The 14,613-nt window shown below is 67.0% G+C and carries 15 protein-coding genes; 7 read left to right on the top strand and 8 right to left on the bottom strand.

Annotation, left to right across the window (positions count from 1 at the left end; genetic code table 11):
* The first annotated feature begins 86 nt into the window (after nt 1-86).
* The 3 genes from E1J61_RS01020 to mtgA all read left to right on the top strand — a co-directional run bounded on the left by E1J61_RS01020 (nt 87) and on the right by mtgA (nt 2,706).
* Nucleotides 87-1,019 carry an energy transducer TonB gene (locus E1J61_RS01020; protein ID WP_133092325.1) on the top strand — a complete coding sequence of 311 codons (933 nt, stop codon included), beginning with the start codon at nt 87-89 and terminating at the stop codon, nt 1,017-1,019.
* Nucleotides 1,019-1,918, top strand: coding sequence for a shikimate dehydrogenase (aroE, locus tag E1J61_RS01015; RefSeq protein WP_133092324.1), 900 nt, complete (start codon nt 1,019-1,021; stop codon nt 1,916-1,918). Before E1J61_RS01020 ends, aroE begins: the two co-directional genes overlap by 1 nt.
* A gap of 86 nt (nt 1,919-2,004) precedes the next feature.
* Nucleotides 2,005-2,706 (top strand): monofunctional biosynthetic peptidoglycan transglycosylase, encoded by a 702-nt coding sequence (mtgA, locus tag E1J61_RS01010; RefSeq protein ID WP_133092386.1) that lies wholly within the window; start codon nt 2,005-2,007, stop codon nt 2,704-2,706.
* Between the two features lie 21 nt (nt 2,707-2,727).
* On the opposite strand, the gene corA is transcribed toward mtgA, so the two are convergent.
* Together corA and E1J61_RS01000 are read right to left on the bottom strand one after the other, a co-directional pair.
* Nucleotides 2,728-3,690 carry a magnesium/cobalt transporter CorA gene (corA, locus tag E1J61_RS01005; protein ID WP_133092323.1) on the bottom strand — a complete coding sequence of 321 codons (963 nt, stop codon included), beginning with the start codon at nt 3,688-3,690 and terminating at the stop codon, nt 2,728-2,730.
* Nucleotides 3,691-4,247: 557 nt separating this feature from the next.
* Nucleotides 4,248-5,147, bottom strand: a complete 900-nt coding sequence (locus E1J61_RS01000; protein WP_133092322.1) for a DMT family transporter — start codon at nt 5,145-5,147, stop codon at nt 4,248-4,250.
* Nucleotides 5,148-5,349: 202 nt separating this feature from the next.
* On the opposite strand from E1J61_RS01000, the gene pyrF reads away from it, so the two are divergent.
* Complete coding sequence (gene pyrF / locus E1J61_RS00995; RefSeq protein ID WP_133092321.1) at nt 5,350-6,168, top strand: orotidine-5'-phosphate decarboxylase; 819 nt, start codon at nt 5,350-5,352, stop codon at nt 6,166-6,168.
* Nucleotides 6,169-6,270: 102 nt separating this feature from the next.
* On the opposite strand, the gene E1J61_RS00990 is transcribed toward pyrF, so the two are convergent.
* The 3 genes from E1J61_RS00990 to thiL all read right to left on the bottom strand — a co-directional run bounded on the left by E1J61_RS00990 (nt 6,271) and on the right by thiL (nt 8,495).
* Nucleotides 6,271-6,768 carry a CinA family protein gene (locus E1J61_RS00990; RefSeq protein WP_133092320.1) on the bottom strand — a complete coding sequence of 166 codons (498 nt, stop codon included), beginning with the start codon at nt 6,766-6,768 and terminating at the stop codon, nt 6,271-6,273.
* Nucleotides 6,769-6,801: 33 nt separating this feature from the next.
* Nucleotides 6,802-7,368: a phosphatidylglycerophosphatase A gene (locus tag E1J61_RS00985; RefSeq protein ID WP_133092319.1), complete on the bottom strand. Its 567-nt coding sequence runs from the start codon at nt 7,366-7,368 to the stop codon at nt 6,802-6,804.
* Nucleotides 7,369-7,514: 146 nt separating this feature from the next.
* Nucleotides 7,515-8,495 (bottom strand): thiamine-phosphate kinase, encoded by a 981-nt coding sequence (thiL, locus tag E1J61_RS00980; protein ID WP_133092318.1) that lies wholly within the window; start codon nt 8,493-8,495, stop codon nt 7,515-7,517.
* Nucleotides 8,496-8,864: 369 nt separating this feature from the next.
* On the opposite strand from thiL, the gene E1J61_RS00975 reads away from it, so the two are divergent.
* The 3 genes from E1J61_RS00975 to E1J61_RS00965 all read left to right on the top strand — a co-directional run bounded on the left by E1J61_RS00975 (nt 8,865) and on the right by E1J61_RS00965 (nt 12,544).
* The gene (locus tag E1J61_RS00975; protein WP_133092317.1) at nt 8,865-11,189 is read left to right on the top strand and encodes an NADP-dependent malic enzyme; all 2,325 of its coding nucleotides are present in this window, start codon (nt 8,865-8,867) and stop codon (nt 11,187-11,189) included.
* Between the two features lie 366 nt (nt 11,190-11,555).
* The gene (locus E1J61_RS00970; protein ID WP_133092385.1) at nt 11,556-11,927 is read left to right on the top strand and encodes a ribonuclease domain-containing protein; all 372 of its coding nucleotides are present in this window, start codon (nt 11,556-11,558) and stop codon (nt 11,925-11,927) included.
* Nucleotides 11,924-12,544 carry a barstar family protein gene (locus E1J61_RS00965; protein ID WP_029047850.1) on the top strand — a complete coding sequence of 207 codons (621 nt, stop codon included), beginning with the start codon at nt 11,924-11,926 and terminating at the stop codon, nt 12,542-12,544. The genes E1J61_RS00970 and E1J61_RS00965 overlap by 4 nt, the downstream gene beginning before the upstream one ends.
* A gap of 78 nt (nt 12,545-12,622) precedes the next feature.
* Here E1J61_RS00965 and E1J61_RS00960 read toward each other — a convergent pair whose 3' ends face one another.
* Genes E1J61_RS00960 through E1J61_RS00950 form a run of 3 tightly spaced genes read right to left on the bottom strand, consistent with a single transcriptional unit; the run spans nt 12,623 to nt 14,457 of the window.
* Nucleotides 12,623-13,225 (bottom strand): YidB family protein, encoded by a 603-nt coding sequence (locus E1J61_RS00960; protein WP_133092316.1) that lies wholly within the window; start codon nt 13,223-13,225, stop codon nt 12,623-12,625.
* A gap of 48 nt (nt 13,226-13,273) precedes the next feature.
* A complete protein-coding gene (locus tag E1J61_RS00955; RefSeq protein ID WP_133092315.1) occupies nt 13,274-14,029 on the bottom strand; it encodes a 16S rRNA (uracil(1498)-N(3))-methyltransferase in 756 nt (251 codons plus the stop codon).
* On the bottom strand, nt 14,029-14,457 hold the full coding sequence (locus E1J61_RS00950) for a glyoxalase/bleomycin resistance/extradiol dioxygenase family protein (RefSeq protein ID WP_133092314.1): 429 nt from the start codon (nt 14,455-14,457) through the stop codon (nt 14,029-14,031). The genes E1J61_RS00955 and E1J61_RS00950 overlap by 1 nt, the downstream gene beginning before the upstream one ends.
* Nucleotides 14,458-14,613 lie beyond the last annotated feature (156 nt).

Here is a 14,613-nt window from a genome sequence, read left to right as displayed (position 1 = left end):
CTTACAATGCCTAGCGGCATTCCCGGCTGGCCGGGAATGCTCGTCAACCAGTCGCCTCGCACCTTCCGAGCCAAATTCCCGCCATCGTGAACGCCGCATTCGCCGCTCCCCGCCACTGGTGGCACGCCAGGTGGCACAACAGCAGTACGCTGGCCAAGGCGCTGGCCATTTCCCTGGTTGTGCATGCGCTGCTGCTGATGGTGCGCGTCGCCGCGCCCGAGGTGTTCGAGATCAAGCGCACCGACTCGCCGCTTGACGTGGTGCTGGTCAATGCCAAGTCGGCGCAAAAGCCGCGCAACCCGACCGCGCTGGCGCAAGCCAACCTCGAAGGCGGCGGCGACCACGACCTGCAGCGCGCCACCACGCCGCTGCCCGCGCAGACCGTGACGCAGGAGGGCGACCTTGTGCGCCAGGTGCAGCGCCGCGTCGAGCAGCTCGAAATGGAGCAGCAACGCCTGCTGACACAGGCACGCGAGGCCGCGCCCGCGGTGCACAGCCAGCCGCTCAAGCCCGGCGAGAAGCGCCAGGACAATCCCCGGCGCGGCCAGGACGAGCGCACCTCGGCCGACGAGATGGCCAAGCTCGAAGCCGAGATCGGCCGCAACCTGGACCACTACGCCAAGCGGCCCAAGCGCTTCCAGCTGACCGCGACCAGCGCGCAGGCGGTCGACTACGCGCAGTACTACGACCGGCTGCGCCGCAAGATCGAGGCGCGCGGCACCACCGATTTCCCGCAGCGCAATGGCAAGCCGCTGTACGGCCAGCTGATCCTGGTGATCAACGTGAACCGGCTCGGCAAGCTCGGCTACAACCGCGACGGCTACAACATCGACGCCATCGACGTGGTCAAGAGCTCGGGCGATCCCGCGCTGGACCGACAGGCCGTGGCGATCGTGCGCGCGGCCGCGCCGTTCGGCGCCTTCACCGCGGAAATGGCGGCACGCCAGGACATCCTGGAAGTCATTTCCACCTTCAAGTTTTCGCGCAGCGGGCTGGAAACCCGGCTGCAGGCACGCTGATGACAACTCCAGACACTACGCCCGACAGCACCCAGAACACGCCGGACCAGTATGTGGTGATCGGCAATCCGATCGCGCACAGCCGTTCGCCGGCGATCCACGCCGCCTTTGCGCGCCAGACCGGCGAAGCGGTGCAGTATGACCGGCTGGAAGCGCCGCTGGACGGGTTTGCCGATACCGTGCGCAAGTTCTTCGCCGACGGCGGTTACGGCTGCAACGTGACGGTGCCGTTCAAGCTGGAGGCCTATGACCTGGCCGACCGCCTGACCGAGCGTGCCGAAGCCGCCGGCGCGGTCAATACGCTGTGGATCGAGGATGGCCTGATCCACGGCGACAACACCGATGGCGTGGGCCTGGTGCGCGATATCCAGGACAACCTCGACACGCTGGTCGAAGGCAAGCGCGTGCTGCTGCTTGGCGCGGGCGGCGCGGCCATGGGTGCGATGCTGCCGCTGATCGAGGCGCGTCCGTCGCGCATCGTGGTGGCCAATCGCACCGCGTCGCGCGCGTCCGACATGCTTGAAGAATTCGTCGAAGCGGCCGACCAGTTCGGCGTGGAGCTGTGGGGCGGCGGCCTCGATGCGCTCGAAGGCCTGTCCGAGGACGAGGCCTGCGACATCGTGATCAACGCCTCGTCGAGCAGCCTGCATGGCGAAGTGCCGCCGCTGCCCGAGTTCCTGCTGGGCGAAGGCGTGCTGGCCTATGACATGATGTACGGTGCCGAGCCGACCGTGTTCCTGCAGTTCGCCGCGCGCTGCGGCGCGCGCACCAGCGACGGCCTGGGCATGCTGGTCGAGCAGGCCGCCGAGGCCTTCTATATCTGGCGCGGCGTGCGTCCCCGCACCGCTCCCGTGCTGGCCGAGCTGCGCGAAGCGCTGCAGGCCGAACGCAAGGGCTGAGCGGGGCGCCGCCAGCCGTGGCCATCCGCAACCGCACGGCCGGCGCTGCCCGCGGCGCTGCTTCCGCCGGCTCGGCGCTCAATCCGCTGCGCTGGCTCGGCTACCTGCTGGGCTGCGTGGTCGCGGGCGTGCTGGCGATGCAGCTGTATTTCTTCGTGCAGATCGCCAGCTGGCAGTACGTCAATCCGTCGAGCACGACCTTCATGCGAGCCGAGCGCTGGCGGCTGTGCGGCTTCAACTTTTGGAGCTGCGGGCTGGAACGCGACTGGGTGCCATACGAGCGCATCTCGCGCAACCTCAAGCGCGCGGTGATCGCCAGCGAGGATGCGGGCTTCGTCAACCATCCCGGCTACGAACTCGACGCCATGCTCGATGCCTGGGAGCGCAACAAGAAGCGCGGCCGCATCGTGCGCGGCGCGTCGACCATCACGCAGCAGCTGGCCAAAAACCTGTTCCTGTCGTCCGAGCAGCATTACCTGCGCAAGGGGCAGGAGCTGGCGATCACGTGGATGCTGGAGTTCTGGCTGGACAAGCAGCGCATCTACGAGATCTACCTGAACTCGGTGGAGTGGGGCGAGGGCGTGTTCGGCGCGCAGGCCGCGGCACAGCACTACTTCCGCACCAATGCCGACAAGCTCAGCATCGGCCAGTCCGCGCGGCTGGCGGCGGCGCTGCCGGCGCCCAAGTGCTTCGACAAGAAGGAGTACTGCGCCAACGTGCGGGTGAATTTCCGCGCCAAGGCGGGGATCATCGCGCGCCGGATGGGCGCGGCGACGCTGCCGGACTGAGGCCCGGCGGGCCTCCGGGACTCAGCTCAGCCACCCCTTGCGGCGGAAATACACCAGCGGGATCGCCGCCGACACCGCCATCAGCGCGATCGCCCACGGATAGCCCGCGGCCCAGTCCAGTTCCGGCATCACCTTGAAGTTCATGCCGTAGATACTCGCGATCAGCGTGGGCGGCATCAATGCCACCGACACCACCGAGAACAGTTTGATGATCTTGTTCTGGTTGATGTTGATGAAACCGACGGTCGCATCCATCAGGAAGTTGATCTTGTCGAACAGGAACGCGGTGTGGTTCTCGATCGAGTCGATGTCGCGCAGGATCTGGCGCGCTTCGTCCTGCTGCTCGGCCGACAGCAGCTGGCTGCGCATCAGGAAGGACACCGCACGGCGCGTGTCCATCACGTTGCGGCGGATGCGGCCGTTCAGGTCTTCCTCGCGGGCGATGGTTTCCAGCACGTCGGCCGCGGCGGCATCGGTCACGTTCTCGGCCAGCACGCGGCGGCTGGCTTCTTCCAGGCGCTCGTAGACTTCTTCGATCGAGTCGGCCGAGTATTCCGCATCGGTCGCGTACAGGTCCATCAGTACATCCTTGGCGTTGCGCACCGAGCCCGGTCGCATGCGCGCGCGCAGCCGCACCAGCCGGAACACCGGCAGGTCTTCGTCGTGGATGGAGAACAGGACGTCCTTGGTCAGCACGAAGGCCACGCGCACGTTGCGCGAGACCTCTTCCTCGGCGAGCAGGAAGTCGGTGCGGATATGGATATTTTCGTCCTCGCCCTCGAAATAGCGCGCCGACGCCTCCAGGTCGCCGAGGTCTTCCAGCTCGGGAAGGGCGACGCCGTAGGCTTCCTTGATCCAGTTCAGCTCTTCGTCGTCAGGGTTGACGACATCGATCCAGATCGGCTTGTGCTGCAGCAGCTCATTGCGCTCGTCGACTTGCTCCTGGGCAAGCCGGCCTTTCTGCAGGACGAACAGGTTGATCATCCCCGGGATTCCTTATTGCTGATTTGCGACGAAAAACAATGACAAGCGCGAAGACAAGCGCAGGCGGCTCGCCGCATCCCAGGTATTGCGTCATGCCCCGTCATGGCCCAGCGGCAAGCCGCGAAAGGCCGGGCCACGGGCAAGCGTGATCGCGCTGTCCCGCGGCTGCGCGAGAGCAGGGCGGACAAGGCGATGGCGTTTGCCTGGGTTGGCTGGCTAGCCGGGAGAGGGAAGATCCGCCACGGCAGGGCGCGCATGGCGGCGCCGCCGGTGGCACGGAAAGACACTCGCCCGCAGTTCTGACTGCGGGCAAGGCCGACGAAGCGCGGAGCCGGGTGCTCCGGGCAGGTCGTCGTTACGCAGCCCGCAGTGACATGGCATTCGCAGTGGCCGCATGACTGCGCCAACTCGAACACCCGATGCTACTGCCCACGTAATTTCTCCGGGATTGTGATGGCCGCGAGTGTAGCCCAACGAAGGGGCGCTTGTTAAGTGAAATCTCCGCGAAGTCGGCGCGGCAGGCGGCGTGGCCGTTGTGCTCCGCCCCCCAGGCGGGCTCAGCCCATGGCACCGCGCAGCCGGCGCCACAACAGCGGCGCCAGCATCACCGAGGACAGGGCCATGAACATCAGCACGATGGCGGCGTAGTCCTGCCAGTGCGGCAGCTCGCCCAGCAGCCACATGCCCGAGAAGACGCCGACCACCGGGATGAACATGATCGACAGGCTCGACACCACCGGCGGCAGGCTGCGCGCCAGCCCGAACCAGACCAGGTGGCAGAAGGCGAAGACCACCACCGCGTTGTAGGCGATCGCACCCCATTCGACGGCGGTCGGCATGCGCCACCCGTGCTCCAGCAGCAGCGTGCCGGCGAGCAGGAAGGGCACGGTTGCCAGCAGCATCCAGAAGGTCATGGCGCCGATCGGCACGTCAGTCTGGGTGCGCTTCATCAACTGGGTGCCGAAGCCCCAGCCAGCCGCGGCCAGCAGCATCAGCAGCGTGCCGGCAGGGCTGCCGGTCAGCGCGCTGATTTCGCCCGACAGCAGCAGCACCGTGCCCGCCAGCGCGCAGCCGATGCCAATCCAGGCCCAGCCGCCGATGCGTTCGCGGAAGAAGACCAGGCCCCACACCACGGCCCAGATCGGCATGGTGTAGCCGAGGATGGCGGCACGTCCCGACGACAGCATCTTGACCGCGCAGATGGCGAACAGGTGCCACACCACCATGTTGGGCAGGGCAAGGCGGAACACCGTGCCCCATTCGCGCCGCGGCACCGCCAGCGAATCGCCGCGCAGGCGCAGCGCCAGGCCCAGCGCGACCACGCCGCCGGCCATGCACAGCAGGCGGAAGCCCATCGGCGGAAAATGCGCAACCCCGACCTTCATGATGGGCCAGTTGATGCCCCAGGCGAGGGTCAGCACGACAAGCAGGAAAATACCGCGGCGATCGAGAGACATGACTGCAGGATGGCGGCTGTGCGCGATGCCGCTCTTTGTTTTGAGAGGAAGCGCAAAACGATAGCACGCAGCGGGTAAAATTGCCGGAAACGACATATGCTGCAGGGATGAAAGGTTTTCACGCCGCTGCGGCCAACCGTGCCGGCCTGGGACTTGGATGTCCCATGAGGCGCCGGCGCCACCAGGAAATTTCGAGCATCCCATGACTTTCACCGAGCAGCTTGCTGCCGCCTGGCAGCGCAACGATTCCCTTCTGTGCGTCGGGCTCGACCCTGATCCGCAGAAGCTGCCGCTGTCGCTGACCGGCACGGGCGGCGCCATCTTCTCGTTCTGCCGCGAGATCGTCGATGCCACCGCCGACCTGGTTTGCGCCTTCAAGCCGCAGATCGCGTATTTCCATTCGCAGCGCGCCGAAGACCAGCTCGAGCAGCTGATCCACTACATCCACGACGCCCACCCCGGCATCCCGGTGATCCTGGACGCCAAGCGCGGCGATATCGGCTCGACCGCCGAGCACTATGCGCTGGAAGCATTCGAGCGCTACCGCGCCGACGCAGTCACGGTCAGCCCGTACATGGGCTTCGATTCGATGCAGCCGTACCTGGCCTACCCGGACCGCGGGGTGATCGTGCTGTGCCGCACTTCCAACCCCGGCGGCTCGGACGTGCAGTTCCTGCAGGTCGAGGGCAAGCCGCTGTACCAGCTGGTGGCCGAGGCCGCGCGCGAGCGCTGGAACACCACCGGCCAGATGGGCCTGGTGGTGGGCGCCACCTTCCCCAACGAGATCGCGCGCGTGCGCCAGATCGTCGGCGACATGCCGCTGCTGATCCCCGGCATCGGCGCGCAGGGGGGCGATATCGAAGCAACGGTCAAGGCCGGGCGTACCGCGGATGGCACCGGCATGATGATCAACTCGTCGCGCGCGATCCTGTACGCCAGCCGCGAGAAGGATTTCGCGGCGGCGGCGCGCAACGTGGCGCTGCAGACGCGGGAGACCATCAATCGCTACCGCCACGGCTGACTGCCGCATGCGGAAGGTTAAAAAAAACCGCGCCAGCTGGCGCGGTTTTTTGTTGGGCTGCAGTGTGGGCTGCGGTTGGGCACCCTGGGACGGCAGGAGCCCTCAGGCCTCATTGCGCAGCAACTCCAGCAACCCCCGCATCGCGTGCTCCGCCGCCTGGCGCCGGATCTGCGCCCGGTCGCCGGGAAAGCGCTGGGTTTCCACGATGGTGGTGATGCGGTTGCTCCAGCCAAAGCACACCATGCCCACCGGTTTCTCCGGCGTGCCGCCGTTGGGGCCGGCCACGCCGGTGATCGCCAGCGAGACCTGCGCGCGGCTGTTCAGCAGCGCCCCTTCCGCCATCGCGCGCGCGACCTCTTCGCTGACGGCACCGTGGTCGCGGATCAGCTTGGCCGGCACGCCCAGCATAGTGGACTTGGCTTCGTTGGAATAGGTGACGAAGCCGCGCTCGAACCAGCCTGAAGAGCCCGAGACATCGGTGATGGCGGCGGCGACCAGTCCGCCGGTACAGGACTCGGCGGTGGCCAGCATCAGGGATTTATCGGCAAGGGCGACGCCGGACTGGACGGCAAGCTGGTCGAGCAGGCGGCTGACTGACATGATGGATTTGGGGTTTGTTGGAAGGGGCGGGACTCAGAACGAGCGCCACAGCGCGAACACCAGCAGCGTGTAGAAGGCCGCGAAGATGTCGTCGAACATCACGCCGAAGCCGCCGCGCAGGCCGGGGCCCTTGAGCGTGCGGTCGTAGTAGCCAATCGGCGCGGGCTTGGCGATATCGAACAGCCGGAACCACAGGAAGGCGGCGAACTGCCCCCAGAATCCGGTCGGCGTGACAAAGGCCAGCACCAGCCAGAACGCGATGATCTCGTCCCACACCATGCTGCCATGGTCATGCACGCCCATGTCGCGCGCGGTTTTGGCGCAGGCCCAAAGGCCCAGCAGGAAGCCGCCGCCTACCACCCATAGCCAGGTGGTCGGCTCGATCCACAGCGACACCACCACGAACGACAGCCACGCGTAGAGCGTGCCGACCGTGCCGGGGCTGACCGGCGACAGGCCCGAGCCGAAGCCGAAGGCGATCAGGTGGGCCGGATGCGCCAGCATGAAGCGCGCCGTCGGGCGCGTGACCTTGACGGTCTGGCCGGCTTCCAGGGTCATGGCGGGATCGCGGGGTGCGGCCCCGGACGGGATGGTGGACATCAAGGTTGGCTCGTGTGATGCGGATGCTGCTTATGGTTATGGCCGGCTTGCTGCGGCAACTGCTGCTTTCAGTGCTGCAAAAGGCGGGACTCCGGTTCCCGCGCGGCGCGCCGATGCCGGCATCATGACACGCCTGTGCCCCGGTGTCAGGAGGAGGCGAAGTGGTCGAAGCTGGCGCCGGTGTAGCGCGTGGGGTTGCCGGCATGGTCGACCAGGCGCAGGCCCGGCTCCGATGTGATCGCACCGACTCGCGTCAGCGGCAACGCCAGCCGTTCGCTGATTGCGGCGAGCGCATCGCGGTTGCCCGCCGGGGCGGTGAAGCACAGCTCGTAGTCGTCCCCGCCCGCCAAGACGCATTCACGCTGGATCGCCTCCGGCTGGCTGGCCAGCACCGCCGAGCGCGGCAGGGCGTCGACATCGACCAGCGCGCCCACCTGCGAGCGTGCCAGGATATGGCCAAGGTCGCCGATCAGGCCGTCGGAGATGTCGAGTGCTGCATGCGCTACGCCGCGCAGGGCCATGCCCAGTGCCACGCGCGGTGTCGGCGTGTCCATGCGCGGGCGTACCTGGGTGAAGTCGGGCTCGGGCAGCAGCCATTCTCCACGGCAGTCGCCCAGTGCGAGGCGCGCGTCGCCAAGCGTGCCGGAGATCCAGATATCGTCGCCCGGGCGTGCCGCGTCGCGGCGCAGCGCCGCGCGGTGCGGGACATCGCCGAACACGGTCAGCGACAGCGTCAGCGGACCGCGCGTGGTGTCGCCGCCGACCAGCTCGCAGCCGTGGGCGTCGGCCAGGGCCAGCATGCCGTCGGCCAGCTCGGCCAGCCATGCCGGGTCGGCCTCGGGCAGGGCTAGCGCCAGCGTGAAGGCGCGCGGCTCGGCCCCCATCGCGGCGAGGTCGGACAGGTTGACCGCCAGCGCCTTGTGGCCCAGCGCGCGTGGCGCCACGTCGGCAAAGAAATGGCGGCCGCTGACCAGCATGTCGGTGCTGATGGCGAGGTGATGGCCCGGGCGGCCTTCGATCAGTGCGCAGTCGTCGCCCACGCCGAGTGCGGCTTTGTGCACCGGACGCGTGAAATAGCGGCGAATCAGGTCGAACTCTGAAAGGGGAGCGGTCTGGGCGTCGGACATCGCGGCGAACTGGCAGTGGACAGGTGTTTGCCCGGCCGGCAGGCACCGGAGGGACGGAAGGACTCGGAAGGGCGCATCAGGATGCGGCGCCGGCAGCGTTTCAGCAAGATACTGCCGCGCACGACAGCCATGACCGCAGCGAGTCACCAGCCATGCGCCGGGCGGCGCTACGCTTGCTGGTGTTGCCCCGCTGGATGGGGCATATTGTACCGAATAGCAAAGGTGCCCCAAGCAAAAGGCTTATTGTGAAATAGTATTTCACTATATAAAATGCTGGGTTCCAAAGGAAGAGAAGGGCGGACACGTGGAGCCGGTCCGCCGATCGTCCCCGCCAGTCAATGACGGCTCCACCGATTGGAAAATGCGCCGATGACCAGCCCTCAGCAGTCCCCGTCCCAAGACGATCTGAAACAGCAGCAGCGTGAGGCGCTGCGCAAAGCGGCGCTCGAGTACCACGAGTTTCCGACCCCCGGCAAGATTTCCGTCACCCCGACCAAGCCGCTGTCGAACCAGCGCGACCTGGCACTGGCCTACTCGCCGGGCGTGGCCGCGGCCTGTGAAGAGATCGTGGTCGACCAGGCCAATTCCTTCCGCTATACCGCGCGCGGCAACCTCGTCGCGGTGATCACCAACGGCACCGCCGTGCTCGGCCTGGGCGACATCGGCGCCGCGGCCTCCAAGCCCGTGATGGAAGGCAAGGGCGGCCTGTTCAAGAAGTTTGCCGGTATCGACGTGTTCGATATCGAAATCGACGAGAAGGACCCGGAAAAGCTGGTCCAGATCATCGCCGCGCTGGAGCCCACCTTCGGCGGCATCAACCTGGAAGACATCAAGGCACCGGAGTGCTTCTACGTCGAGCGCAAGCTGCGCGAGAAGATGAAGATTCCCGTCTTCCACGACGACCAGCACGGCACCGCAATCGTGGTGGCCGCGGCCGTGATCAACGGCCTGAAGGTGGTCGGCAAGGACATCAGCAAGGTCAAGCTGGTCGCCTCGGGCGCCGGCGCCGCCGCGCTGGCCTGCCTGGACCTGCTGGTCGACATCGGCCTGCCCATCGAGAACATCTGGGTGACCGACCTGGCCGGCGTGGTCTATGAAGGCCGTACCGAGCTGATGGATCCGGAAAAGGCCCGTTTCTCGCAGAAAACCGACAAGCGCAAGCTGGGTGAGGTCATCGACGGCGCCGACATCTTCCTGGGCCTGTCCGCCGCGGGCGTGCTCAAGCAGGACATGGTCCAGCGCATGGCCGACAAGCCGCTGGTGCTGGCGCTGGCCAACCCGAACCCGGAAATCGCGCCCGAGCTGGTCAAGGAAGTCCGCCCGGACGCCGTGATGGCCACCGGCCGCACCGACTACCCGAACCAGGTCAACAACGTCCTGTGCTTCCCGTTCATCTTCCGTGGCGCGCTGGACTGCGGCGCCACCACCATCACGCGCGAGATGGAGATCGCCGCGGCCAACGCGCTGGCCGAGCTGGCGCGCCAGGAGCAGAGCGACATCGTTGCCAGCGCCTATGGCATCCAGGACCTGTCGTTCGGCCCCGAGTACCTGATCCCGAAGCCGTTCGATCCGCGCCTGATCGTCAAGGTGGCGCCGGCCGTGGCCGAAGCCGCGATGAAGTCGGGCGTGGCCGCCCGTCCGATCGAGGACATGGACGCCTACCGCCTGCAACTGCAGCAGTTCGTGTACCACTCCGGCACGCTGATGAAGCCGATCTACGCCGCCGCGCGCAAGGTCGAGATGGAGAAGAAGCGCATCGTCTTTGCCGAGGGCGAAGAAGAGCGCGTGCTGCGCGCCGTGCAGGTGATCGTCGATGAAAAGCTGGCCAACCCGATCCTGATCGGCCGCCCGGCCGTGCTGCAGCACCGCATCGAGCGCTTCGGCCTGCGCCTGCGCGCCGGCGTCGACTTCACTGTGGTCAATCCCGAGCACGACGAGCGCTTCCGCGACTACTCCGACGCGTATTACCGCATGATGGCGCGCCAGGGCATCACGCCCCAGTACGCCAAGCTGGAACTGCGCCGCCGCACCACGCTGATCGGCGCCATGCTGGTCAAGCAGGGCGAGGCCGACGGCATGATCTGCGGCACCGTCAGCACCACCGCGGCGCACCTGCGCTACATCGACCAGGTGCTGGGCGGCACCGGCAAGGTCTACGCGGCCATGAACGGCCTGGTGCTGCCGGGCCGCCAGATCTTCCTGGTCGACACCCACGTCAACGTGGACCCGACCGCCGAGGAGCTGGCCGAGATCACGCTGATGGCTGCCGAAGAACTGAAGCGCTTCGGTATCGAGCCCAAGGTCGGCCTGCTGTCGCACTCGAACTTCGGCACGTCCGAGGCGCCTTCGGCCCGCAAGATGCGCGATACGCTCGCCATCCTGCGCGAGCGCGCGCCGGAACTCGAAGTCGACGGTGAAATGCACGGCGACAGCGCGCTCGACCAGAAGCTGCGCGACCGGCTGGTGCCGGACAGCACGCTGCAGGGCGAAGCCAACCTGCTGGTGTGCCCGAACATCGACGCCGCCAATATCTCGTACAACCTGCTCAAGGTTGCCGCGGGCAACAACGTGGCGATCGGCCCGATCCTGCTGGGCGTGAAGGCGCCGGTGCATATCCTGACGCCGTCGGCGACGGTGCGCCGCATCGTCAACATGACCTCGCTGGTGGTGGTGGACGCTGCTGCCAAGCGTTAAGCCTGCTGCGTTGCAGCGGTTGCGGAAAAGCCGGGTTCGCCCGGCTTTTTTGTCGCTTGGCGGTGACGGTTAGTATGCGCACACATACGCTTAACATATTGAAACAATTGAAGAAATCCCGCTGCGCCGGGGCCGGGATTGATTAATTGCGTGCATGCGCGTAACCTTACGCCTTTGATACAGGCGCTCGCCATGAGCGCCCCGGTGCGGTTGGCATCCGGCGCGTGAATTGAAAGGCGCGCAAGGTTTGCCGGCCAGGGTGGCCCGGACAGATCGTCTACCCAAACAGCGGCAGGCTCGATTTCCGGTTCAACCTAGACAAGCAACGTGGTTTCCCAAGTACCCTTGATGCAGCAGGCAGCGCGGATGCTGGCCCGGTCGATGACCGGCGCGGCGTTGGTGCTGGCCCTGGCGCAGCCCGCGCTGGCGCGCCAGGCGCAGACCGAAGGCATGGGAACCATTGCGGTGCAGCAGTTGCCCAACGAAGCACGGCAGACCCTGGAGCGCATCGAAGCCGGCGGCCCGTTTCCGTATGACAAGGACGGAACCAGGTTCGGCAACTACGAACGCCTGCTGCCGCAAAAAGAACGCGGCTACTACCGCGAGTACACGGTAAAGAGCGCCAGAAGCCGGAACCGGGGAGCCAGGCGGATCGTATGCGGCGGGGAACAGCGCGCTGCCAACGATTGTTACTACACGGAAGACCACTACAACAGCTTCAAACGGATACTCAAATGATGACTGACATTTTCGGATTGGGCGACGCCCTTGCCGCCCGCGAAGAGCGCGGCGCCGGAGATGGCTGGCAGCGGGCCCAGCAGCAGGCCCAGAACCTATACGACAACGTGCTGACGATGCCGCAGCGCCAAGAGCTCACGCACAAACTCCCGCCCGCGAACGCGCCCGTGGCCATGCCGGCCGGTGCAGGCTGGGCTGACGGCACCAGCGAGGGGGCCATGAACCTGTTCAAGACGGTGCGTCCGAACATCGTCCAGTCGATCCGCGCCTTCCGCGTGCCCGAGCTGGCCCAGGCGGCCGCCGATCTCGGCCAGCATTTCCTGTATGCCAACTGCGCGCATTGCGCCAGCAAGGCCGAGGTTCTGGAAACGATCGCAACGTCGTTTATCTTTCCCAAGCATTTCGGCAAGAACTTCGATGCGCTGGCGGACTGCCTGACCGACCTGATCTACAAGGCTGGCCCGCAGCCGGGCTTTGTCATCGTTCTGGAAGGCCTGCCGATTGCGCAGAAGTTCGACAAGGAAGGGCGCGAGGTGCTGCTCGACGTGTTTCGCGATGCCGCCGAGTTCTGGGGCGAGCGTAAGGTGCAGTTCCGGGTGTTCTACTCGTTCGCCTGAGCGCCGGTACCGTTCCATACAAGCAAAAAGCCCGCAATTGCGGGCTTTTTGCTTGTATGCGCGCGGCGCGTGCCGGCCTCACTCCTGCGCAGGGACATGCCCGTGCGGCGTCAGCCGGTCGATCAGCTCGGGCAGGCCCTCGCTCAGTTGCGCTGCCACGTCCTCCTGCGACATCCCGGTCGACTGTGCCAGCGAGTCCAGCGCCCCGGTCCCGCCCAGCGCGTCGCTCAGCGCCGAAGGCGTGACCGGCTGGTTGGCGCCGGTGCCGATCCACGAATCCACCTGCTCGCCCAGCCCCGCCTGCGCCAGGATCTGCTGCAGCGCGCCGATGCCGCCTGCGGCAGCGCCCAGCGCCTGGCTGTTGGCCGGGGCGCCACCCTGGCCGCCAAGCAGCCCGCCGAGCAGGGAGCCAAGGTCGAGCCCGCCGGTGGCGCCGGGCGCGCTGGCATTGCCGCCGATCATGCCGCCCAGCAGCCCGCCAAGGCTGCCCAGTCCACCGAGCCCATCGTCGACCGGCGCTGCGGAGCCGCTTTCCTGGCTGCGGTTGCGCATGGCCAGCATTGCCAGCAGGCCGAGCGCCATCATCAGCTTCGGATTGAGCCCGCCGGCGCTGCCTTCTTCGCCGCGGGCATTGCCCAGTTGTCCGAGCACGCCGCCCAGCACGCTATCGAGTAGTCCCATGGTCGACTCCTTCAGTCAAGGTTGGCGCTGGCCGGATGGCCGCCGCCGTCAGAATCCGCCAAGCAAGGCGTTGAGCGTGGAAAGGCAGGCCAGCCCGGCGGTCTCTGTGCGCAGGATGCGCGGGCCGAGCGACACGCCGGTGAAGCCGGCTTGCCGCGCCGCTTGTTCTTCATCGGGCGACAGCCCGCCTTCCGGTCCGATCAGCAGCGTGACGCCATCGGCGAGCAGGGCGTCGCGGTGCTCGGCAATATAGGCCGGCAGCGACTGCTCGGCCCGCGGCGATACCAGCAGCCGTGCACCGGCGCCGCTGCCTGACTGCGCCAGCCACGTCTCAAAGTTAGCGACCGGGGCCACTGCCGGCAAGCGATTGCGCCCGCATTGTTCGCAGGCGGCCTGCACCAGCGCCTGCCAGTGCGCCTGGCGCTTGTGCGCGCGGTCACCGGCGAGGCGCACCACCGAGCGGTTGGCCTGCAGGGGCTGGATCGCGGCGACACCGAGTTCTACCGCTTTCTCGATCAGCCAGTCCATCTTGTCGCCGCCGGCCAGCCCTTGCGCCAGCGTGACGCGGAAGGGCAGCTCGGCCTCGGCCGCGTCGTGCGCGCCGATGCGCGCCAGCGCATGGCGCTTGCCCAGTTCAAGCAGGGTGGCGGCGTGGCTGCCGCCGCGACCGTCGAACAGCGTGATGGCGTCACCGGGCGCCAGGCGCAGCACCTGGGCGTGGCGTACCACCGGTTCGGGCAGCGGAAATTCGGCTTCGGCGGCCAGGACCGTGTCCGTGCCGCCGACAAAGAAACGCGGAGCCATCAGCTTGCCTTGCCCCCGTTCGGATCGAGCGGCTTGCCGAAGCCCCAGCGGTACCCGTCCGGGTCCTCGACCATGCAGTAGCGGTCGCCCCAGAACTGGTCGGCGGGGGCCATCAGGCTGACGGCGCCGGCGTCGACCGCGCGCTGGTGCATCGCGTCGACATCGTCGCAGTAGACATAGAAGGTTTGCGGGCATTCCACGCCCAGCGAGCGGGGCGTGCGGGCGGTGCTGCCCCAGGCGCCTTCGGGTGCGAACATCACCACCAGGTCGCCCTGGTAGTGCATTTCGGCATGGGTCGGCACGCCGTTTTCATCGACCACGTTGCCGGCGGCAAAGCCGAAGGCGCGGCTGTAGAAGTCCAGTGCGGCGCGCCCGTTGGCGACGGTCAGGTAGGGGGTGAGCCAGGGGGTGTTGGCCGGTCTGCTCATGATCGTCTCCTGTCTGCGGGAAACCCGGCGCGGTCTGTCACTCGTCTGTTGCCGAGCCGGCCCGCGCGGTGCGAGTGTGCATCTTACGCGCGTGGCGGTGCGCTGTCGAAGTCGGCGCAGCGCTACGTGCACAGCCACCCGGGTGATCCCCGAGCC

The organism is Cupriavidus sp. L7L (genome assembly GCF_004353535.1).
GTDB classification, from domain to species: domain Bacteria; phylum Pseudomonadota; class Gammaproteobacteria; order Burkholderiales; family Burkholderiaceae; genus Cupriavidus; species Cupriavidus oxalaticus_A.
This window is presented reverse-complemented; position numbering and strand designations above follow the sequence as displayed.